General features: G+C 72.8%; 17 protein-coding genes. 8 read left to right on the forward strand and 9 right to left on the reverse strand.

Annotated features, from left to right (window positions below):
- Nucleotides 1-23: 23 nt before the first annotated feature.
- Genes ACWC0C_RS28925 through ACWC0C_RS28935 form a run of 3 tightly spaced genes read right to left on the reverse strand, consistent with a single transcriptional unit; the run spans nt 24 to nt 3,687 of the window.
- On the reverse strand, nt 24-1,745 hold the full coding sequence (locus tag ACWC0C_RS28925; RefSeq protein ID WP_450866884.1) for an L-aspartate oxidase: 1,722 nt from the start codon (nt 1,743-1,745) through the stop codon (nt 24-26).
- Nucleotides 1,742-2,743 (reverse strand): pantoate--beta-alanine ligase, encoded by a 1,002-nt coding sequence (gene panC / locus ACWC0C_RS28930; protein WP_449198618.1) that lies wholly within the window; start codon nt 2,741-2,743, stop codon nt 1,742-1,744. The genes ACWC0C_RS28925 and panC overlap by 4 nt, the downstream gene beginning before the upstream one ends.
- A complete protein-coding gene (locus ACWC0C_RS28935) occupies nt 2,740-3,687 on the reverse strand; it encodes a Rossmann-like and DUF2520 domain-containing protein (RefSeq protein ID WP_450866887.1) in 948 nt (315 codons plus the stop codon). Before ACWC0C_RS28935 ends, panC begins: the two co-directional genes overlap by 4 nt.
- Nucleotides 3,688-3,939: 252 nt before the next feature.
- Here ACWC0C_RS28935 and ACWC0C_RS28940 point away from each other — a divergent pair, with 252 nt between their 5' ends.
- Nucleotides 3,940-5,121: a threonine aldolase family protein gene (locus tag ACWC0C_RS28940; protein WP_450866889.1), complete on the forward strand. Its 1,182-nt coding sequence runs from the start codon at nt 3,940-3,942 to the stop codon at nt 5,119-5,121.
- A 113-nt stretch (nt 5,122-5,234) separates the two neighbouring features.
- Here the strand turns inward: ACWC0C_RS28940 and ACWC0C_RS28945 are convergent, their stop codons facing one another.
- Nucleotides 5,235-5,441 carry a hypothetical protein gene (locus ACWC0C_RS28945; protein WP_449198615.1) on the reverse strand — a complete coding sequence of 69 codons (207 nt, stop codon included), beginning with the start codon at nt 5,439-5,441 and terminating at the stop codon, nt 5,235-5,237.
- A 202-nt stretch (nt 5,442-5,643) separates the two neighbouring features.
- Between ACWC0C_RS28945 and ACWC0C_RS28950 the strand changes: the two genes are divergently transcribed.
- Entirely contained in the window at nt 5,644-6,747 is a 1,104-nt protein-coding gene (locus ACWC0C_RS28950) for a DUF5937 family protein (RefSeq protein ID WP_450866890.1), read from the forward strand.
- A gap of 514 nt (nt 6,748-7,261) precedes the next feature.
- Here the strand turns inward: ACWC0C_RS28950 and ACWC0C_RS28955 are convergent.
- Together ACWC0C_RS28955 and ACWC0C_RS28960 are read right to left on the reverse strand one after the other, a co-directional pair.
- Nucleotides 7,262-7,933, reverse strand: a complete 672-nt coding sequence (locus tag ACWC0C_RS28955) for a response regulator (protein ID WP_449198613.1) — start codon at nt 7,931-7,933, stop codon at nt 7,262-7,264.
- A gap of 79 nt (nt 7,934-8,012) precedes the next feature.
- A complete protein-coding gene (locus ACWC0C_RS28960) occupies nt 8,013-9,218 on the reverse strand; it encodes a sensor histidine kinase (RefSeq protein ID WP_449198612.1) in 1,206 nt (401 codons plus the stop codon).
- A gap of 118 nt (nt 9,219-9,336) precedes the next feature.
- On the opposite strand from ACWC0C_RS28960, the gene ACWC0C_RS28965 reads away from it, so the two are divergent.
- On the forward strand, nt 9,337-10,611 hold the full coding sequence (locus ACWC0C_RS28965; RefSeq protein WP_450866891.1) for an SAM-dependent methyltransferase: 1,275 nt from the start codon (nt 9,337-9,339) through the stop codon (nt 10,609-10,611).
- 52 nt (nt 10,612-10,663) lie between these two features.
- Here the strand turns inward: ACWC0C_RS28965 and ACWC0C_RS28970 are convergent, their stop codons facing one another.
- A complete protein-coding gene (locus ACWC0C_RS28970; RefSeq protein WP_450866893.1) occupies nt 10,664-11,815 on the reverse strand; it encodes an NADH-quinone oxidoreductase subunit D in 1,152 nt (383 codons plus the stop codon).
- A gap of 31 nt (nt 11,816-11,846) precedes the next feature.
- On the opposite strand from ACWC0C_RS28970, the gene ACWC0C_RS28975 reads away from it, so the two are divergent.
- Complete coding sequence (locus ACWC0C_RS28975; protein WP_449198608.1) at nt 11,847-12,350, forward strand: PH domain-containing protein; 504 nt, start codon at nt 11,847-11,849, stop codon at nt 12,348-12,350.
- A gap of 77 nt (nt 12,351-12,427) precedes the next feature.
- Nucleotides 12,428-13,753, forward strand: a complete 1,326-nt coding sequence (locus ACWC0C_RS28980; RefSeq protein ID WP_450866895.1) for a PH domain-containing protein — start codon at nt 12,428-12,430, stop codon at nt 13,751-13,753.
- Nucleotides 13,754-13,818: 65 nt separating this feature from the next.
- Here ACWC0C_RS28980 and ACWC0C_RS28985 read toward each other — a convergent pair whose 3' ends face one another.
- Both ACWC0C_RS28985 and ACWC0C_RS28990 read right to left on the reverse strand, forming a co-directional pair.
- Nucleotides 13,819-15,243, reverse strand: a complete 1,425-nt coding sequence (locus ACWC0C_RS28985) for a hypothetical protein (protein ID WP_450866897.1) — start codon at nt 15,241-15,243, stop codon at nt 13,819-13,821.
- A 96-nt stretch (nt 15,244-15,339) separates the two neighbouring features.
- On the reverse strand, nt 15,340-16,464 hold the full coding sequence (locus ACWC0C_RS28990) for an alpha/beta hydrolase (RefSeq protein ID WP_449198605.1): 1,125 nt from the start codon (nt 16,462-16,464) through the stop codon (nt 15,340-15,342).
- A 227-nt stretch (nt 16,465-16,691) separates the two neighbouring features.
- Between ACWC0C_RS28990 and ACWC0C_RS28995 the strand changes: the two genes are divergently transcribed.
- The 3 genes from ACWC0C_RS28995 (at nt 16,692) to ACWC0C_RS29005 (ending at nt 20,102) form a co-directional block, all read left to right on the forward strand.
- Nucleotides 16,692-18,506 carry a phosphatidylglycerol lysyltransferase domain-containing protein gene (locus ACWC0C_RS28995; protein WP_450866899.1) on the forward strand — a complete coding sequence of 605 codons (1,815 nt, stop codon included), beginning with the start codon at nt 16,692-16,694 and terminating at the stop codon, nt 18,504-18,506.
- A 142-nt stretch (nt 18,507-18,648) separates the two neighbouring features.
- Complete coding sequence (gene folP, locus ACWC0C_RS29000; protein ID WP_450866901.1) at nt 18,649-19,563, forward strand: dihydropteroate synthase; 915 nt, start codon at nt 18,649-18,651, stop codon at nt 19,561-19,563.
- Entirely contained in the window at nt 19,560-20,102 is a 543-nt protein-coding gene (locus tag ACWC0C_RS29005) for a nuclear transport factor 2 family protein (RefSeq protein ID WP_450866902.1), read from the forward strand. Before folP ends, ACWC0C_RS29005 begins: the two co-directional genes overlap by 4 nt.
- The last annotated feature ends 235 nt before the right edge of the window (nt 20,103-20,337 follow it).

Genomic DNA, 20,337 nt, shown 5'->3' on the forward strand with positions numbered 1-20,337 from the left:
CACTGCTCCTGGGCGCTGGGGTGTTACCGGGTAGGGGGGAAGTCTGCGGTGTCCGTGGTGCGTACGGCCAGCGACCGGTCCGGATTGAGCCGTACGACGATGTGGCGCCGCCAGTGGCTGTCGTCGCGCTCGGCGCTGTCCTCGCGCCAGTGGCAGCCGCGGGTCTCCTCGCGCAGCCGCGCGGCGGCGACCAGGACGCGGGCGACGCACAGGAGGTTGGTGGCCTCCCAGGTGTCGACGCCGGGCTCGGCCGTCTTGCCCTGCTCCTCGAGGGCGTCACGGGCGTCCGTGTGCAGCTGCTGGAGCTGTTCGGCGGCGCGGGCGAGGGACTCCTCGGCGCGCAGCACGCCGGCGCCCTCGGTCATGATCCGCTGGATGGCGAAGCGGGTCTCGGGGGCGAGCAGCGGGTGCGCGGGCTTCTCGGGGTGCGGGACCGGCGCGGGCACGCGCGCGTGGAGGCCGTCCTCCGCACGGGCCGCCGCGATGTCGGCGGCGATCCGCTCGGCGTAGACGAGCCCTTCGAGGAGGCTGTTGGAGGCGAGCCGGTTGGCGCCGTGCACGCCGGTGCAGGCGACCTCCCCGCACGCGTACAGGCCCGGCACGGTCGTACGGCCCCGGGCGTCGGTGCGGACGCCTCCGGAGGCGTAATGGGCGGCCGGGGCGATCGGGATGGGTTCGGTGAGCGGGTCGATGCCGTTGGCGCGGCACGCGGCCAGGATCGTCGGGAAGCGGTGCTCCCACATCTCGGTCCCGAAGTGCCGGGCGTCGAGGAACATGTGCTCGGCGCCCTGCTCCAGCATCCGCCGCAGGATGCCCTTGGCGACGATGTCCCGCGGCGCCAGCTCGGCCAGCTCGTGCTGCCCGACCATGAAGCGCACGCCGTCGCCGTCGACCAGGTGGGCGCCCTCGCCGCGCACCGCCTCGGAGACCAGCGGCTGCTGGCCCTCCGCGTCCGGGCCGAGGAACAGCACGGTCGGGTGGAACTGCACGAACTCCAGGTCTGAGACCTCGGCGCCCGCGCGCAGCGCCAGCGCCACGCCGTCGCCGGTCGACACCGAGGGGTTGGTGGTCGCGGAGAAGACCTGGCCCATGCCGCCGGTCGCGAGGACCACCGCGGGGGCGTGCACGGCGCCCACGCCGTCGTGCTGGCCCTCGCCCATCACGTGCAGCGTGACACCGGCCGTACGGCCGTCGGCGTCGGTCAGCAGGTCCAGCACGAGCGCGTTCTCGATGGTGTGCAGCCCACGCGCGCGTACGGCCTCCACGAGCGCCCGGGAGACCTCCGCGCCGGTCGCGTCGCCGCCCGCGTGCGCGATCCGGCGCCGGTGGTGGCCGCCCTCGCGGGTGAGGTCCAGTCCTCCTTCAGAGGCCTCGTCGAAGATCGCGCCGGTGTCGATGAGCCGCCGTACCGCGCCGGGGCCCTCGGTGACGAGGATCCGTACGGCCTCCTCGTCGCACAGGCCCGCGCCCGCCACCAGGGTGTCCTCGAGGTGCTGCTCGGGCGTGTCGCCCTCGCCGAGGGCCGCGGCGATGCCGCCCTGCGCCCAGCGGGTGGAGCCGTCGTCCAGGCGGGCCTTGGTGACGACGACGGTCGTCAGCCCCGCGGCCTGGCAGCGCAGGGCCGCGGTCAGGCCGGCCACTCCGGAGCCGACGACGACCACGTCCGCGGAGATGGCCCAGCCCGGGGCGGGCGCGTGCAGTCGTATGCCGGTGGTGGTGCCGGTGCTGGTGCCTGTGCTGGTCACGAGGCGACTCCGAGGGTTCCGAAGGTGAGAGGAAGGTTGTCGATCAGGCGGGTCGTACCGACCCGCGCGGCGACGGCGAGAACGGCCTCGCCGGTGAAGCCGTCGCCGATCTCGGTGAAGTCGGAAGGGTCGACGAGGGCCAGGTAGTCCAGTTCGAGCGGCGGGGCGAAGCGGACGGCCTCGTCCAGCACCTGGCGGGCGGCCGCGCGGACGGCCGCCGGGCCGCCGGGGGACGCCGTGGCGACCGCGTGCGCGTCGGCGGCCGCACGTGACTCCCCGAGGGCGCTCAGCGCCTCTGCACGCGCGTGCGTGGAGGGCACCTCGCGGGCACGCGCGCGCAGCGCCTCCTGAGCGGCGTGCCGGTCGCGGCCCGCGAACAGAGCGCGGGACAGCGCGAGCGCGGTCAGCCGCTCCTCCGGCGAGAGGTAGCGGTTGCGGCTGGACAGGGCGAGCCCGTCCGCCTCGCGCACGGTCGGTACGGCGACGATCTCGACACCGAAGTTCAGGTCCCGCACCATGCGCCGGATCAGGGCCAGCTGCTGGGCGTCCTTCTGCCCGAACAGGGCCACGTCGGGGCGAGTGAGGTGCAGCAGCTTGGCGACGACGGTGAGCATGCCGTCGAAGTGCCCGGGCCGCGAGGCGCCCTCCAGCCGCTCGCCCATGGGGCCCGCGGTGATGCGGACCTGGGGGGCGCCGCCGGGGTAGACCTCGTCCACGGAGGGCGCGAACACGGCGTCCGCACCGGCCTGTTCGGCGATCTTCAGATCGGCTTCGAGAGTGCGCGGATAGCGGTCCAGGTCCTCGCCCGCGCCGAACTGCAGCGGGTTGACGAAGATGGTGACGACGACCTCGCCGTCCGGTCCCGCGATCTCGCGCGCGCTGCGGATCAGGGTGGCGTGGCCCTCGTGCAGGGCGCCCATGGTCATCACGACGGCACGGCGGCCGTTGCGCACGCGTGCGTGCAGCTCGTCGGCGGTGCTCAGCAGGGCGGTGGTCATCGGTCGTTCCCCTCGGTGCCGTGAGTGCCGTTCGTGCCGCCGGCCCCGTCGGCCAGCACGCCGAGCAGGTCCTCGGCGAGTTCGGGCTTCAGCAGGCCGTGCGCGAGCGCCCGGTCGGCGGTCGCGCGGGCCATCGCGACGTAGCCCGCGACGGTCTGCGGGGCGTGCTTGCGCAGCTCGGTGATGTGCGCGGCGACCGTGCCGGCGTCCCCGCGCGCGACCGGCCCGGTGAGCGCCGCGTCGCCCGAGCGCAGCGCGTTGTCCAGGGCGGCGCCGAGCAGCGGGCCGAGCATCCGGTCGGGCGCCGCCACGCCCGCCGTGCGCAGCAGCTCCATCGACTGGGCGACCAGGGTCACCAGGTGGTTGGCGCCGAGCGCGAGGGCCGCGTGGTAGAGCGGGCGGTTCTGCTCGCTGATCCACTCGGGCTCGCCGCCCATCTCGATGACGAGGGCCTCGGCGGCGAGGCGCAGTTCTTCGGGCGCGGTGACGCCGAAGGAGCAGCCGGCGAGGCGCTGGACGTCCACGGGGGTGCCGGTGAAGGTCATCGCCGGGTGCAGGGCCAGCGGCAGCGCGCCCGCGCGCAGGGCGGGGTCGAGGACCCCCGTGCCGTACCGGCCGGAGGTGTGCACGAGCAGCTGTCCGGGCCGTACCGCGCCGGTCTCGGCGAGGCCGGTGACCAGGCCGGGCAGGACGTCGTCGGGGACGGTGAGCAGCACCAGGTCGGCGCGGGTCAGGACCTCGGCGGGCGGCACCAGCGGCACGTCCGGGAGCATGGTCTCGGCACGCCGCCGGGAGGTGTCGGAGACACCGGAGACGGCCACCGGGCGGTGCCCGGCGAGCTGGAGGGACGCGGCGAGCGCGGGGCCCACGCGACCGGCGCCGACGACGCCGACGGTGAGCCGCGCGGGGCGGTCCTTGAGGTCTGGCTGGTGGACTGTACTCACGCGACGGCGGCCTTCCCGTTCCAGTCCGCTCTGGGTACCGGACGATTTCTCGTCATGTTAACGCTATCTCGGTCCGGCGCCGATCGGTTGTCCACAGGCTGTGGGTTTCGCCACGTGTCCACCCCGTGGCCGCGGGTCCGCCCGCGCGCCGCCCGCACCTGCGCCCGGCACCTGTGCCCGTTGGGCGTCGCGGCGCTTCCGCGCGCCGAAATCCGGCTGCTCACCCGGTCTCCCGCGCGGCATGATCCGTGCATGACTGACACGACGGGACCGGACGAAGAGCGACGGGCGGAGCAGTCCGAGCAGGAGCGGATGCGGGAGCGGCGCCGGGCCGCCTTCGCGAAGGCGGAGCGCGTGCTGTCGCGCCCGGGCCTGCGGCGCACGATCCGGGAGCGGCTGGCGGCACTCCAGGAAGCGGCGCCCGAGGCGTACGACCTGGACCAGCCCGTGGACCAGTACGGCAACGGGATCGTGGCGGACCTGGAGGAACGGGTCGCGGGCCTGCTCGGCACGGAGGCCGCCGCGTTCTTCCCGACCGGCACGATGGCCCAGCAGGTGGCCCTGCGCTGCTGGGCGGGCCGCACCGGCAACAGCGCGGTCGCCCTGCATGCCCTGGCCCACCCGGAGGTCCACGAACGGCATGCGTTCAGCGAGGTCAGCGGGTTGCGTCCGGTGCGCGTGACCAGTGAGCCACGGCTGCCCACCGCCGCCGAGATACGCGACTTCGACGAGCCCTTCGGGGCGCTCATGCTCGAACTGCCCCTCCGGGACGCCGGTTTCGTGCTGCCCACCTGGGAGGAGCTGACCGAGGTCGTCGACGCCGCGCGGGAGCGCGATGCGGTGGTGCACTTCGACGGCGCGCGCCTGTGGGAGTGCACGGTCCACTTCGGCCGGCCCCTGGAGGAGATCGCGGGCCTGGCGGACAGCGTCTACGTGTCGTTCTACAAGTCCCTCGACGGCTTCGGCGGCGCCGCGCTGGCCGGCCCGAGGACGCTGGTGGAGGAGGCGAAGACATGGCGGCACCGGTACGGCGGCATGGTCTTCCAGCAGTTCCCCACCGCTCTGTCGGCGCTCATCGGCCTGGAGCGCGAGCTGCCCCGGCTGCCGGACTATGTGCGGCACGCGCGCGTGGTCGCCGCCGCGGTGCGCGAGGGTTTCGCCGCGGCCGGGGTCCCGTGGGCACGCGTGCACCCCGAGGAGCCGCACACCCACGACTTCCAGGTCTGGCTGCCGTACGACCCGGATGTCCTGATGGAGGCGGCGGTGCGCCAGGCCGAGGAGACGGGGACGTACCTCTTCGCCAATCCGTGGGGTCGCGGCGGGCCGGGGCTGTCCTTCAGCGAGCTCGCCGTGCGCTCGCCGGGCCTGGAGTGGACGGCGGACGACGTACGTGCGGCCGCCGCCGACTTCGCGCGCCGGCTGCCCGGCGCATAGCCGGGCGCACCACGCGGCACGCACTACGCGGCACGCACTACGCGGCACGCACTACGCGGCACGCACTACGCAGCGCGCGATATGTGGCGCGCTACGTGGCGGCCCGCGCGCCACTACATCGCGTGCGGGCGCAGCCACCGGCGCAGGGCGTACCGTACGCGCCCCCGCGCCGGGCGCTCGGCGATGACCGCGTTGAAGCGCCGGTAGTCGCGCAGTTCGCGCACCAGGTCGGCGTCGTGCCGGCCGGGCGCGGGCGGCTCCGGTTCGCCGAGCACTCGGGCGCGGTAGCTGTCGAGGAGGTACTGCTGGGTGATGCTCATGGCGGATCGCCTTCTCGGAAGGTCTCGGAAGGTCTCGGGACTCTCGGTACAAGGACTGGTCACCGACCACTCGGTGACCGTTCGGGCTCCGCGGTTGCCCGGTACCTTCAGGCTGCCGCCGGCCAGGGCGGATGTCGCGTGGATTGACAGCTGCCGTCAATCGGCGCGGGCGGTGTCAGTGGCCGGGTGCACGATGGAGGGCATGAGCGTGAGCATCGACATCACAGGACTGCCACTGGAGCGGGTCTCCGTCGTGCCCTCTCCACTGGCGGAACTGGGGATGGCACTGCACGCCCTCAGCGCGCCCGGCCACCACCCCGGCCTCCAGGGCTGGGCGACCGCCGTCTCGTCCCGGCTGGCCCCCTGCCTGGCCGACCGGCTGTGCGAGGCGGAATTCCTGTGGCAGACCACGTTCTCGGACGTCTTCGCCCCGTTCGCGGGCCTCCCCGGCGGCCGCGCGCTCCCCGGTGCCACGCTCGCCGAGGAACTGGACCTGCTGGACAAGTTGACGGACGAACAGTTCGTCACCGCCGCACTGGAGTTCACCTGCCAGCTGCGCTACGACGTCGAGAGTCCCGGCCCGCTGACCGACCCGGAGCTGCGCCGCCGCTCACTGGAACTGGCCGCCGCGCGCGGTGCCGTGCAGGAGCGGTTCACGCGTCGGCTGCTGGAGGACCCGCCGGTCGTCCGCGCCTGGTTCCGGCAGTTGATGCTCGACTGCGACGACGCCTTCTTCGCCGACACCTGGGCCCGCCTCCAGCCGCAGCTCGCCGCCGACGCCCGGCACAAGACCGAACTGCTGCGCCACAAGGGCCTCGGTGAGGCCCTCGGGTCCCTCTCCGAGGCCATCTCGCTGGACGAGGAGGCCGGGCTCATCACGGTCGACAAACTCTCCGTGGGCCGCACCGCCACGGGCGACGGCGGCCTGGTCCTGGTGCCGACCAGCCTCGGCTGGCCGCACGTCCTGGTCCTGCACCGGTACGGCTGGCAACCGTCGATCACCTACCCGGCGAGCGGCACCCGCCCACAGGCCCCCTCCGTCGAGCAACTCACCCGCCGCATGGAGGCGCTGGCCCACCCGGTGCGGATGCGGCTGTGCCGGCACCTGGCGCGGGCCCCGCACACCACGAGCGAACTGGCCGACGCGCACGGCATGTCGGCCCCCGTGATATCCCGGCACCTGGCGGTGCTGAAGAAGGCGGGCCTGATCACCGACTGCCGCCGCGGCCGGTACGTCCAGCACCAGCTGGACCTGACGGCGGTGGCCCGACTGGGCAGCGACTTCATCGAGGGCGTCCTGCGCTGACCCGCCTCGCTGCCGGGGGCGTCCGCCGGGGTCGCGGGGGTCCTGCGCTGACGCCCGCCGCCGGGGCCTGCCCCAGCTGTGGCCGGGTGGGGGGCCCTGCGCTGACGCCCGCAGCCAGAACGGTCCCAGCAATCCCCTGTGGCCCGCTCCGACGCCGGCCACCGCTGCAAGCCTCAGCCCCGCCCGAGCGAAGGGCCCGCACCTACGCCCGCGCCGGAGCTTGCCCCAGCTGTGACAGGCAGGGGCCTGCATCGACGCCCACCGCCGGACCTTGGCCCAGCTACGGCCGGACAGGGAGCCCGCACCGACACCCCAAGCCACGGCCAGCCTCAACCGCACCCAAACGAAAGCCCCGCACCGGGGCCCGCCGAGCCTTGACCCAGCCACGGCCGCAAAAGGAGCCCGCACCGATACCCCAGCCACGGCCACGGCCGGCCTCAACCGCGCCCAAGCGAAGGGCCTGCGCCGGCGCCGGACGAGGAGCCCGTGTCGGCGTCGGCCGGTGCTGCCGGGTTCAGCCGTGCCCGCCCGCGCGTACCAGCCCCGTCTCGTAGGCCAGTACCACGACCTGTACCCGGTCGCGGAGGCCGAGCTTGGTCAGGATGCGGCCCACATGGGTCTTGACCGTCGCCTCGCTCAGCACCAGGCGGGCCGCGATCTCGCCGTTGGACAGGCCCTGCGCGACCAGCACCATGACCTCGCGCTCCCGGTCGGTGAGCCGCTCCAGTTCCTTGTGCTGCGCCTCCTTGCCGGTGGAGGGCAGCATCGGCGCGAAGCGGTCCAGCAGACGCCGGGTGGTGGAGGGCGCCACGACGGCGTCGCCGCTGTGCACGGCACGGATCGCGCCGAGCAGATCACCGGGCGGCACGTCCTTGAGCATGAAGCCGGACGCGCCCGCCTTCAGGCCGGAGAAGGCGTACTCGTCGAGGTCGAAGGTGGTCAGGATCAGCACCTTGGGCGGGTTGGGCTCGGCGCAGATCCGGCTGGTGGTCTCCACGCCGTCCAGCTTCGGCATGCGGACGTCCATCAGGACGACGTCGACGGCCGTGGACCGCAGCACCTGCAGGGCCTCGACGCCGTCACCCGCCTCCGCGACGACCTCCATGTCCGGCTGGGCGGCGAGCACCATCCGGAAACCGGTGCGCAGCAGCACCTGGTCGTCGACGAGCATCACGCGGATCGTCATCGGGCCTCTTTCGATCGGGACGGGCGGTGGTGATTCGGTGCGGGGGTGTACTGGTGTCAACAGGGGGCGTGCGAGCACGTCAGTGCGCCGGTTTGAGCGGGAGCAGGACGCTGATGCGGAATCCTCCGCCCGGACGCGGTCCGGCGTCCAGGGTGCCGCCGACCATGCCGACCCGCTCGCGCATGCCGATCAGGCCATGCCCCTGGCCGTCCGCGCCGCCCTCCTCGTACAGCTCGTGCGGGGCGCCCTTGCCGTCGTCCTCGACCAGCAGGCCGAGCCCGTCGTCGAAGTAGACCAGCCGGACGCTCGCGCCCGCGTTGGGCCCGCCGTGCTTGCGGGTGTTGGTGAGCGCCTCCTGCACGATCCGGTACGCGGTCAGCTCCACGCCGCTGGGCAGCGGGCGCGGGGTGCCCTCGACCTTGAAGTCGACCGGGAGGCCGGAGCTGCGGCACTGCTCGATGAGCTCGTCGATCTGCTCGACATCGGGCTGGGGGACGTACTCCCCGCCCTCCTGGTGCTCCCCGGTGCGCAGCACGCCCAGCAGGCGGCGCATCTCGGCGAGGGCCTGACGACCGGTGGAGGAGATCGTCTCCAGGGCCTTCTTGGCCTGGTCGGGAGCGGTGTCGAGGACATAGGCGGCGCCGTCGGCCTGCACCACCATCACCGACACGTTGTGCGCGACGACATCGTGCAGCTCGCGCGCGATACGGGCGCGCTCGGCCGCCACCGCGACCTTCGACTGCGCCTCCCGCTCCTTCTCCAGCCGAGCCGCGCGCTCCTCCAGCTGGGCGAAGTAGGCGCGCCGGGTGCGCATGGAGTCACCGAGCACCCAGGCGAGCACGAACGGCACCGTCTGGAAGACCACGATCAAGATCTGCCCGGCGAAACTGGAGTGCGCGTCCGGCCAGCGGATCTGCGCGAGGGCCGCCGCGCAGAAGCTGACGGCGAGCGCGATGCGCGAGGCCCAGCGCGCGCCCATCGTGGCAACCGTATAGGTGATCACCAGCATGGCGACGTCGGCGAAGGTCGTCTCGACGTCCAGGATCAGCTGGGCGAGCCCGGTCGCGAAAGCCAGCAGCAGCATCGGCTCCGGGTAGCGGCGGCGCAGCGCGACGACGACACACAGGACGGCGGACACGGCCAGTCCCGCGGCGAGCGTCCCGTGACGACCAGGCGCCCCGTCGAGGCTGACCACGCTCAGACCGGACAGCCCGAACAGGACGACGGCCCAGAAGGTGTCGACCCAGGTCGGGTGGCGGCGGAGGAAGTCATAAAGGCGCTGCACGTAACCCAGCGTAGGGAAACCCGATGCATGTAGGGGTCAACCGGAGGGCCGATCCGCGCCCGGCGCGCATACTCCGCAAGGTGGAGGCGGTGATCATCTGTGCGCCTAGTCTGTTCCGGTGACGGATGAGACGGCACCGGAAGCGGAACGGCGCGGCTGGCGGGCGGCGACCGAGGCGGCTCTGTACGGCCCTGGCGGCTTCTACCGCCGCCCGGAGGGCCCGGCCGGCCACTTCCGTACGTCCGTGCACGCCTCCCCGCTGTTCGCACAGGCCGTGGCCCGGCTGCTGTGCCGGGTCGACGAGGCGCTGGGGCGGCCCGCGGCACTGGACTTCGTCGACATGGGGGCGGGGCGCGGCGAGCTGGTCACCGGGGTCCTGGCCGCCCTGCCGGCCGACGTGGCCGCACGCGCGCGTGGGTACGCCGTCGAACTCGCCGACCGTCCGGCCGGACTCGACGAACGGATCACCTGGCTGGACACGCCCCCGGCCGCCGTCACGGGCCTGCTGTTCGCCAACGAGTGGCTGGACAACGTGCCCGTGGACGTCGCCGAGGTCGACCCCGTGGGCGTGCCCCGGCTGGTGCTCGTCGCCGACGACGGCAGCGAGCGGCTCGGGGAGCCGGTGACCGGCGCGGAGGCGGACTGGCTCGCACGGTGGTGGCCGCTGCCGGCCGAGGAAGGGCTGCGCGCGGAGATCGGGCTGCCCCGGGACCTGGCGTGGGCGTCGGTCGTGGACCGGGTGGTGCGGGGGCTCGCGGTGGCCGTGGACTACGCGCACACCCTCGACACGCGTCCCCCGTTCGGAACGCTCGCCGGCTTCCGGGAAGGACGCGAGACGGCGCCCGTGCCGGACGGGTCGTGTGACATCACCGCGCACGTCGCGCTGGACGCGTGCGCGGCGGCTCCCATGGCGTACACAGCCTCGGGCACGCCTTCGGACGCGGCGCACAAGCCCCTGGACACGGCGCACGCGCCCGCCGAGACGGCACGCACGGCTCGAAACGCGGCGCGCGCCCCCTCTGGCGAGGTGCCCGCCGCATCGCCGGGCACGGCCCACACGCCTCAAACCACGTCCCACACGCCTCAGACCACGGCGCGCACCCCCTCGGAGGCGGCGCACGGTCCAAGGCGCACGCCTTCGAGCACGGCGCAGACGCCTCCCGCCCCGGCGCGCACCCTGTCGCCCGCGCGCCTTCTCACGCAGCGCGCCGCCCTGCGCGCTCTCGATATCACCGGCGCACGCCCCCCGCTCGCGCTGGCCTCCACGGACCCCTCCGCCTACGTGCGCGCCCTCGCGAGCGCGGGAGAGGCCGCCGAACTCACCGCGCCGGGCGGCCTCGGCGACTTCGGCTGGCTGGTGCAGCCGGTGGGGATCCCGGACCCGCTCGTCTGAGCCGGCCGGCCGATTCCCACCTGAGCCGACCGGCCGATTCGGTGCGGCCGGCCTACTTGTCGATGTCGCCGACCACGAAGAACATCGAGCCCAGGATCGCCACCATGTCCGCCACCAGCGTCCCCGGCAGCAGCTCGGTCAGCGCCTGGATGTTGTTGTACGAGGCCGAGCGCAGCTTCAGCCGGTACGGCGTCTTCTCGCCCTTGCTGACCAGGTAGTAGCCGTTGATGCCGAGCGGGTTCTCGGTCCACGCATACGTGTGCCCCTCGGGCGCCTTCAGCACCTTCGGCAGCCGCTGGTTGATCGGCCCGGGCGGCAGCTCGGCGAGCCGGTCCAGGCAGGCGTCGGCGAGATCGAGCGCGTTGTGGGTCTGCGCCAGGAGCACCTCGAAGCGGGCGAGGCAGTCGCCCTCGCTCCGGGTGACGACCTCCAGGGTGTCCTGCAGGTCGCCGTACGCCAGATACGGCTCGTCGCGGCGCAGGTCGAAGTCGACGCCCGAGGCGCGCGCGATGGGCCCGCTCACACCGTAGGCGTGCACGGTTTGCGGCGTCAGCGCGCCCACTCCGCGCGTGCGCCCCCGGAAGATCTCGTTGCCGAGCACCAGGTCGTCGAAGACGTCCATGCGCGAGCGCACGTCGGTGACGGCGGCACGCGCGCGTGCGGTCCAGCCGGCCGGCAGGTCCTCCTTCAGGCCGCCGACCCGGTTGAACATGTAGTGCATGCGGCCGCCGGAGATCTCCTCCATGACGTTCTGGAGCACCTCGCGCTCGCGGAACGCGTAGAACACGGGGGTGATGCCGCCCAGCTCCAGCGGGTAGGAGCCGAGGAACATCAGGTGGTTCAGCACCCGGTTCAGCTCGGCGAGCAGCGTGCGCATCCATACCGCCCGCTCGGGCACCTCCATGCCGAGCATCCGCTCGACGGCGAGGACCACGCCCAGCTCGTTCGAGAACGCCGAGAGCCAGTCGTGTCGGTTGGCGAGCACGATGATCTGCCGGTAGTCGCGCGCCTCGAAGAGCTTCTCGGCGCCGCGGTGCATATAGCCGATCACCGGCTCCGCGCGCACGATGCGCTCCCCGTCCAGCACGAGCCTGAGCCGCAGCACGCCGTGCGTGGACGGGTGCTGGGGCCCGATGTTGAGCACCATGTCGGTGCTTTCCGCGGCGCCGCCGATCCCGACCGTGGTCTCCGTCGTAGGAGTCATGGCCCCAGTTTCCCCTACGTACCCTGGGCCCATGGAAACGGGGAGCCCGGGGGAGACCGGGATACCGGGGGCGGAGCTCGTGTGGCGGGGGCTGCAGCCCGCCCTGGTGCGGGTACGCCGGCTGTTCGTGGTGGTGTGGACGGCGCTGCTCGCGCTCGCCACCGGGCTGCTGCTGGGCCTGCTCGTGGCGCCCGTGTGGGCCGCCCTCGCGCTGGTGCCGGTGGCCTCGGCCGCGTGGTGCTGGCGGCTGGTGGGGCGCAACTGGCGCTCGTGGCGGTACGCCGAGCGCGCGGACGACCTGCTGATCAGCCGCGGTGTGCTGTGGCGCGAGGAGACGGTGGTGCCGTACGGGCGGATGCAGCTGGTGGAGGTCACCTCAGGGCCCATCGAGCGGCGCTTCGGGCTGGCCACCGTGCAGCTGCACACGGCGGCCGCCGCGACCGACGCCACCATCCCCGGCCTGGACCCGGCCGAGGCGGAGCGGCTGCGCGACCGGCTCACCGAGCTGGGCGAGGCGCGGTCGGCGGGGCTGTGATGTCCCGGGACCACGGCGACGCCATAGACGCTGCAGATGCCGCAAAAGCCATAGAAGCCACAGACGCCCCGGCCGGCATGGATGCGGCCGGCACAGCCGAGGGAGGCGCGGGCGCGGCCGAGCGTCGGCTGCACCCCGTCACGCCCTTCCGGCGGGCGTGGGCGCCGGTCGCCGTACTCGCCGGATGGGCGGTGCACGACCCGGACGGGACCCAGGAGCAGCTGGCCCGGCTGACCACCACCGCGCTGCTGCTGGGGCTCGCCGTGCTGGTGCCGGTGGCCGGGCTCTACGGCTTCCTGTCCTGGTGGTTCACGCACTACGCGGTCACCGACACCGAACTGCGCATCCGTACCGGCCTGTTCTTCCGGCGCACCGCGCACATCCGGCTGGAGCGCGTCCAGGCCGTCGACGTCTCCCGTCCGCTCCTCGCACGCGTGGCGGGCGTCGCCAAACTACGGATCGACATCGTGGGCGCCGACGACAAGGACGAACTGGCCTTCCTCGGCGAGCAGGAGGCGCGCGCCCTGCGCGCGGAGCTGCTCGCGCGCGCGGCGGGTTTCGCGCCCGAGACGGCGCGCGAAGTCGGTGAAGCACCGGCGTACGAGCTGCTGCGCGTGCCCCCACGCGCGCTGGCGCTCTCCCTGGTACTGACGGGCGCCGCCTGGGGCTCGCTGTGCGCCGCCTTCGTCGTACCGACGGTGCTCTGGCTCGCCACCCACAACCTGTGGACGGTTCTCGCGACCGCCCTGCCCCTGCTGGGCGCGGCCGGTGCGAGCACCGCGGGTCGGTTCGCCGGCGAGTTCGACTGGAAGGTGAGCGAGTCACCGGACGGGCTGCGCATCGACCACGGGCTGCTCGACCGCACGCACGAGACGGTACCGCCCGGCCGGGTGCAGACCGTGCGGATCGTGGAGCCGCTGCTGTGGCGGCGGCTCGGCTGGGTGCGGGTGGAACTGGACGTGGCCGGGTCCGCCAACTCGGTGCTGGTACCGGTCGCCCCGCGCCCGGTCGCGGAGTCGGTTGTCGCGCGCGTGCTGCCCGGTGTGACGGTGCCTCAGGAGCTGTCGCGGCCGCCGCGGCGGTCCCGCTGGTGTCTGCCGGTGTGGTGGCGCGGGCATCGCCTCGCGGTCACCGGCACGGTGTTCGCGACCCGGCACGGTCTGCTGCGGCGCAGGCTCTCGCTGGTCCCGCACGCCAAGGTGCAGAGCGTACGGCTGGGCCAAGGGCCTTGGCAGCGCCTGTGGCGGCTGGCCGAGGTCCATGTGGACACCGGGGCCGACAAGACCGTGACGGCCCGTCTGCGGGACGCCCAGGAGGCCGCGCGGCTCCTGCACGCCCAGGCCGAGAGGTCCCGTACGGGACGCCGGGACGCCCGCCCCGACCGCTGGATGACCTCCGGATGACCTCTGGACGGCAACAGGCCCGGCTCCCCCTCTGCGGGAAGCCGGGCCCGGTGCCTGGTGAGGTCTCAGGAAGCCGCGCTGCGCAGCCCCTGGATGTCGATCTGCTCGGTCTCGTCGTGCGCGGTCAGGTCGATGATCTGGCCGGCGCCCTGCTCGTGCGCCCCGGCGTGCTTGAACTCGGCTTCCGCCTCGGCCTTGTGCACGGCAAGGGCCTCCGGGCCGACGACGTCGGCGAGATCCTCGTTCTGCACCGAGTCCAGCGCGTCCTTCGGCGCGTCCTTCTGGGTGCCGAAGAAGTCGAAACCGCCCTCGATCACCGGGCGCCGCGCGGGCGCGGCCGGTACGACGGCCACCGCGGTCGGCACCGTGAAGTGCCCGGCGGGCGGCTGGGCCACGGGCTTGGCGGGCTCGGCCGGTGCCGTGGGGTCGGCGGCCGCGCGCGCATGCCCGCCGGCCGCCACGAGCTGCCCCTGGGCCTCGTCCTCCTGGGCGTCCGGCGCACCGGCCTCGCTCCGGGAAGCACCGGCGCCGTCCGTGACGCCGCCTTCCACCGCGCCGTCCGCAGCGCCTTCGGCGACGGAATCGGCCTCGCCCGCATCGGCCCTGCGGACATCGTCCTTGCTCGCGACGACAGCACCCGTGTCGGCCTCGGGAGCCGCCGGCTTCGCAGCCGTGTCCCCGGACGCCGCGGCCTCGAAGCCCACAGTCTCGGAAACAACGGTCTCGGAAACCTCAGCCTCCGAATCACCCTCGGAATCAGCCTCGGAAACCTCAGGCGTGGATGCCTCGGCCTCGGCCGTCACGGAGTCGTCCGGTGCCTCGCCGTCGAACCGGGCCAGGGCCGTCAGCGCCTGCCGGTACAGCCGTACGCCCTCGGACGAGAACACGGCGTACGCCTTCGGTTCGTCTTCGGAGTCCGCTGCGGTCTCACCGGAGACCTCGGCCGCCCCGGAGGCCTCATCGGCTGACTTCGCCTCGGTCGGCTCCGGCTCGGCACTGCGGGCCGGCGGCAGCGCGGGCGAGGACGAGGGCGTGCCCGCCTCGAGCTCCAGCAGCCGGCGGCCCTCCAGGGCGCTCGCGCGCTCGGTCTCCGCCGTGGCGTACCGGCGCAGCAGGGACGCGTGCTCGTTGCGCAGGCCGGCCAGCTCCGCACGCTTGGCGCGCAGCCGCTGCTCCAGCTTCGTGCGCAGCTCGCGCGACTCCTCCAGGTCGGTCTCCAGTTCAGCGACCCGTTCCTCGTACCGCCATTCGTCGCCGACACGCGCGCGTGTGAGTTCGGCGACCCGCTTGCCCGCCTGCGCGTCCCAGCGGCGCATCACGACCGCGCCGACGACCGCGGTCGCCGCGGCGGCCGAGGCGAGGGCGCGCAGCACCATGGCCTCGGAGAACACCCAGGGACCCAGCGCACAGACGACGGAGACACCGGCGATCGCTGACGGAGGCAACAGCCGGTGCAGAGGTGGGGAATGGCGGTGGCGTCCACGTGGCATGGCCAGAAACTTACCGCGCGTAGGCGAATCGTGGACCCCCGCCCCGTAAAAACCCGGCCACATCACCAGCGTCACCGGGTATCAGGCCCGGGAGGTTCAGTGGGCGACCAGCTTCGTGCTGAGCCACTGGAGCGTGCTCGGGATCTCCCGCCGCCAGGTGTTGAAGTTGTGCCCGCCGCTCGGAAGGATGATCGACGAAACCCTGGTCACGTTCGTGTCCTGCACACTCTTGATGAACTTGAGCGTGTCCTTGTAGTTGTGCTCACCGACCTTGCTGCTGGTGACCAGCAGAGACGTTTCGGGCGCGGTCAGACGCTTGATCGTCCAGAAGAGGTCGGCACGATTCTGCAGGTTCTTGTTGCCGTGGAAGAGGTCCCCGGTGGTGGGGTCGATCGGCGCCTTGTAGTACGGCGACAGGCCCGCGGCGGCCGCGTACGAACCCGGGTGGTGCATGGCGATCTTCAAAGCGCAGTAACCGCCGGTCGAATCGCCGACGATGCCCCAGCTGGCGGGCGTCTTGTCGACCCGGTAATGAGCCATCACCGAGTCGCGCAGGTCCTTCGCGAAGAAGGTCTCGGCCTGCGGGCCACCGGGAACGTCGACGCACTCGGTGTCCCGCGGCGGCGCGACGGTCGGCCGCAGCATCACGAGGATCATCGGCTGCATCTTCCCCTGCTTGGCCAGCTTCTGCGCCGTACTGGGGTAGTGCAGCTTGTCCACCAGCGCCTGAGCCGTACCGGGGTAACCCGTGAGGACGACGGACACCGGGAACTTGCGCCCGCTGTTGTGCGGCTGGAAGTACTCCGGGGGCAGATACACGAACGCCGGCGTGGCGATGTGGGTCGTACGGCCGATGATGTCGACCTTCTGGACTTGCCCGGCCACCTGCGGCAGCGTGCTGCTCACACCGACGACCCGGGATGTGGAGACCACCTGGATGGGGCTGTTGCCGCCGCCCGCTATATGGTCGACGACCACCCCTTGGCCGTTCTCCTGGCCGAACAGGTCCGCCCAGCTGGCGTAGAACCCGAAAGCCTGGTTGGCGAAGAGGCCCACGGAGGTGAAGATCGCCAGCTGAGTGCCGAGCAGCAGGCCGACCCGTCCGCTGACGGCCCGCCAGTTGCGCCGCGCCAGCCGTGGCCACAGCCACACCGTGCCGACGAACAGTACGGCGGCGATGGCGATCATCAGAACCAGCACTTTATTGCTCGTGAGACCCATGGGCTGCTTCCTGCCTGCGCTTTCCGCCCGGCACCCGCCCACGCTTCGTTGCGAGGGCTTGCCCGGGGCTTTCCTTGGCCTTTGACCCGACTTTCCGGTGGGGAGTGAACCTCTCTCCCCAAGACACCGTCCTAGAGGGCGCAATGTCGCCGGATGCCCGATCGGGCCCGGGTTCAAGGTCTCTCGCAGAACTACGGGATGCGATGTCTGTCAGGATAGATGGGGAAATGTCGGGCGAGGTTCCGGGCCGATCAAGCCGGGCGCGGCGCATATTGCGCGGCCCGCGCCCCGAGGCCGTTCCCGTTCTGGTCGGCAGGGCGGCCGCCCTCGTGGGCGTCCTGGACATTGCCGCGGGCGTGTTCCCGCGCTTCCGTCACAGCCGAATGCACGCCATAGCCGAGGTGCTGCCGGGCTCGTTCGGGCCCTTCGCCGCGGCGCTGTCGCTGAGCGCCGGCGTGCTGTTGCTGCTGCTCGCGCACGGGCTCAAACGGCGTAAGCGCCGGGCCTGGCGGGCGGCGGTCGCGCTGCTGCCGGCCGGCGCGGCGGCGCAGTTCGCCTACCGGCACTCGGTCGTCGGCGTGCTCATCGCGGTCGTGCTGCTCGTCCCGCTGCTCATCCACCGCGACCAGTTCGCGGCGCTGCCCGACCCGCGCAGCAGGTGGCGCGCGCTCGCCAACTTCGTTCTGATGAGCGCCGGTTCCCTGATGCTCGGACTCGTCATCGTCAGCGTCCACCCGCACCGGACGATCGGCGACCCGAGCCTGGCCGACCGGCTGACGCACGTCGTCTACGGCCTGTTCGGCTTCGAGGGCCCCGTCGACTACCAGGGCAACACGTCCTGGACCGTCGCCTTCTCCCTCGGCGCCCTCGGCTGGATCACCGCCGTCACCACCATCTACCTGGCCTTCCGCCCCGAGCACCCGGCCGCGCACCTCACCGAGGAGGACGAGTCCCGGCTGCGTGACCTGCTGGCCAAGCACGGCGCGCGCGACTCCCTCGGTCACTTCGCGCTGCGCCGCGACAAGGCGGTCGTCTTCTCCCCCAGCGGCAAGGCCGCCGTCACCTACCGCGTCGTCTCCGGCGTGATGCTCGCCAGCGGCGACCCCATCGGCGACGTCGAGGCCTGGCCCGGCGCCATCGAGCGCTTCATGGACGAGGCCAAGGCCCACTCCTGGACACCCGCGGTCGTGGGCTGCTCGGAGACCGGTGGCGAGGTGTGGACCCGCGAAACCGGCCTGGACGCCCTGGAACTGGGTGACGAGGCGGTGGTGGACGTCGCGGATTTCTCCCTCGCCGGTCGCGCGATGCGCAACGTGCGACAAATGGTCAAGCGCATCGAGCGAGCCGGCTACGAAACCCGGGTACGGCGCATCCGTGACCTCGGCGACGCCGAGCTGGAGCGCATACGCCGGGCGGCGGAGGACTGGCGCGGCACCGACACCGAGCGCGGGTTCTCCATGGCGCTGGGCCGCATCGGCGACGCCGAGGACGGCGACTGCCTGATCGCCACCGCCCACAAGGCCGAGGACCAGCCCGGCGAGTACGGCGACCTGAAGGCGATCCTGCACTTCGTACCCTGGGGCAAGGACGGCGCCTCGCTGGAACTGATGCGCCGTGACCGCAGCGCGGACCCCGGCATGAACGAATTGCTCATCGTCGCCGCCCTGCAGGCCGCGCCGAAGTTCGGCATCACCCGGATCTCGCTGAACTTCGCGATGTTCCGCTCCGCCCTCGCGCGCGGGGAGAAGATCGGCGCCGGTCCGGTGCTGCGCTTCTGGCGCGGACTGCTGGTGTTCCTCTCGCGCTGGTTCCAGATCGAGTCGCTGTACAAGTTCAACGCCAAGTTCCAGCCGCGCTGGGAACCGCGGTTCATCGTCTACCGCGCCACGACCGACCTGCCCCGTATCGGCTTCGCCACCATGCAGGCCGAGGGCTTCGTCGACCTCGCCCTCCCGCTCCCGCGCTTCCTGCGCCGGCGCAGGGCGGCCGCCGAACGCCCCTGCGCGCACGCCGTGGCGGAACGCGACGTCCGCGCGGCCTGAGCGTCGTAGCGCGCCGAGCGCCGCGGGAGCGAGCAGCGCGACCGAAGAACGGGCCCGGGCGGGCGCCCCACCCCCTCCAGCACGGGGCGCCGGTCCGGGCCGCCGCGCGTTCCGGGCCCCTTCCTGGGCCTACGCTGAACGTATGAACAACCTCAGCGGGCGCGGCCAGGTCGCCGGCCTTCCGGTATGGGACCGGTGTGCGGTCATGGGTGTCGTCAACGTGACACCCGACTCCTTCTCCGACGGCGGCCGCTGGTTCGACACGACCGCCGCCGTCAAACACGGCCTGGACCTCGTCGCCGAGGGCGCCGACCTCGTCGACGTCGGCGGCGAGTCCACCCGCCCCGGCGCCACCCGGGTGGACGAGGCGGAGGAACTCCGGCGCGTCATCCCGGTCGTCCGCGGTCTCGCCTCCGAAGGCGTCGTCGTCTCCGTCGACACCATGCGCGCCTCCGTCGCCGAACAGTCCCTCGCGGCGGGCGCCGCCCTCGTCAACGACGTCAGCGGCGGGCTCGCCGACCCCTCGATGATCCCCGTGGTCGCCGACGCGGGCGCCCCGTTCGTCGTCATGCACTGGCGCGGCTTCCTCCAGGGCGGCAACGTCAAGGGCGACTACGAGGACGTCGTCACCGAAGTCGTGGACGAACTCCACGCACGCGTGGAGGCCGTACTGGCGGGCGGCATCGCCCCCGAGCGCATCGTCGTCGACCCCGGCCTCGGCTTCTCCAAGGAGGCCGGGCACGACCTCACCCTGCTCGCCCACCTCGACCGCCTGCGCACCCTCGGTCACCCCCTGCTCGTGGCCGCCTCCCGCAAGCGGTTCCTCGGCCGCGTCCTGGCCGGCCCCGAGGGCGCACCCCCGCCGGCCCGGGAGCGTGACGCCGCCACGGCCGCCGTCTCCGCGCTCGCGGCGCACTCCGGCGCATGGGCGGTGCGCGTGCACGAGGTGCGCGCCACGGCGGATGCCGTACGGGTCGCGCGGGCCGTGGCGGAGGCGCGTATGGCGGGCTCAGCACCCGGCGCGCGCAGCGAACACGGGGCGGAAGGAACCCGGTGAGCGCCCCGCATACCGACGTCGAGCAGGTGGAGGCCGCCAACACCGCCTTCTACGAGGCGATGGAACGCGGCGACTTCGAGGAACTGTCCGCGCTCTGGCTCACCCCCGCCGACCTGGGCGTCGACGAGGAGTACCACGACCCCGCGGACACCGGCGTGATCTCCTGCGTACACCCCGGCTGGCCCGTGCTCACCGGCCGCGGCGAGGTCCTCAGGTCGTACGCCCTGATCATGGCCAACACCGACTACATCCAGTTCTTCCTCACCGACGTGCATGTCTCCGTCACCGGTGACACCGCGCTCGTGACCTGCACGGAGAACATCCTCAGCGGTGGCCCCGCCCCCCAGGAGGGCGCGGAACTGGGACCGCTGGTCGGCCAGCTCGTCGTCGCCACGAACGTGTTCCGGCGCACGCCCTCGGGCTGGAAGCTCTGGTCGCACCATGCCTCCCCGGTGCTGGCGGAGAGCGAGGACGACGAGGGCGATGCCGGGGACACCGGCGTCAACGGCGTGAATCCGGACGCCGGCCCCCTCGCCTGAGCGGGTGGACGCTCCGCGGGGAGCAAGAAGTGGTTCGAATCACCTACCCCGGGGTAGGAGCCGCTACCAACCCATGACACGGCCGTGTTTCCCCGGGGAAACACGAGATGAACCCTCGTGATCCCGGCCCGGGCCCGCGTCCCGCAACCCGGCTTTGTCAGTGCCCGCAGGTAGATTCGTCTGAGGCCGGTGTGCCGCCCGCACGCGGCACGCACCGGTCCTTCCCGACGATTGC

It is taken from the genome of Streptomyces sp. NPDC001709 (assembly GCF_053596375.1).

Excerpts from the sequence above, each read along its gene's own strand:
- ACWC0C_RS28950 (WP_450866890.1), top strand. The coding sequence starts at position 5,644 with ATGAGCGTGAGCATCGACATCACAGGACTGCCACTGGAGCGGGTCTCC.
- ACWC0C_RS28995 (WP_450866899.1), top strand. The coding sequence starts at position 16,692 with ATGTCGGGCGAGGTTCCGGGCCGATCAAGCCGGGCGCGGCGCATATTG.
- ACWC0C_RS28985 (WP_450866897.1), bottom strand. The coding sequence starts at position 15,243 with ATGCCACGTGGACGCCACCGCCATTCCCCACCTCTGCACCGGCTGTTG.
- folP (WP_450866901.1), top strand. The coding sequence starts at position 18,649 with ATGAACAACCTCAGCGGGCGCGGCCAGGTCGCCGGCCTTCCGGTATGG.
- panC (WP_449198618.1), bottom strand. The coding sequence starts at position 2,743 with ATGACCACCGCCCTGCTGAGCACCGCCGACGAGCTGCACGCACGCGTG.
- ACWC0C_RS28940 (WP_450866889.1), top strand. The coding sequence starts at position 3,940 with ATGACTGACACGACGGGACCGGACGAAGAGCGACGGGCGGAGCAGTCC.
- ACWC0C_RS28970 (WP_450866893.1), bottom strand. The coding sequence starts at position 11,815 with ATGACTCCTACGACGGAGACCACGGTCGGGATCGGCGGCGCCGCGGAA.
- ACWC0C_RS28955 (WP_449198613.1), bottom strand. The coding sequence starts at position 7,933 with ATGACGATCCGCGTGATGCTCGTCGACGACCAGGTGCTGCTGCGCACC.
- ACWC0C_RS28980 (WP_450866895.1), top strand. The coding sequence starts at position 12,428 with ATGGATGCGGCCGGCACAGCCGAGGGAGGCGCGGGCGCGGCCGAGCGT.
- ACWC0C_RS28975 (WP_449198608.1), top strand. The coding sequence starts at position 11,847 with ATGGAAACGGGGAGCCCGGGGGAGACCGGGATACCGGGGGCGGAGCTC.
- ACWC0C_RS28945 (WP_449198615.1), bottom strand. The coding sequence starts at position 5,441 with ATGAGCATCACCCAGCAGTACCTCCTCGACAGCTACCGCGCCCGAGTG.
- ACWC0C_RS28990 (WP_449198605.1), bottom strand. The coding sequence starts at position 16,464 with ATGGGTCTCACGAGCAATAAAGTGCTGGTTCTGATGATCGCCATCGCC.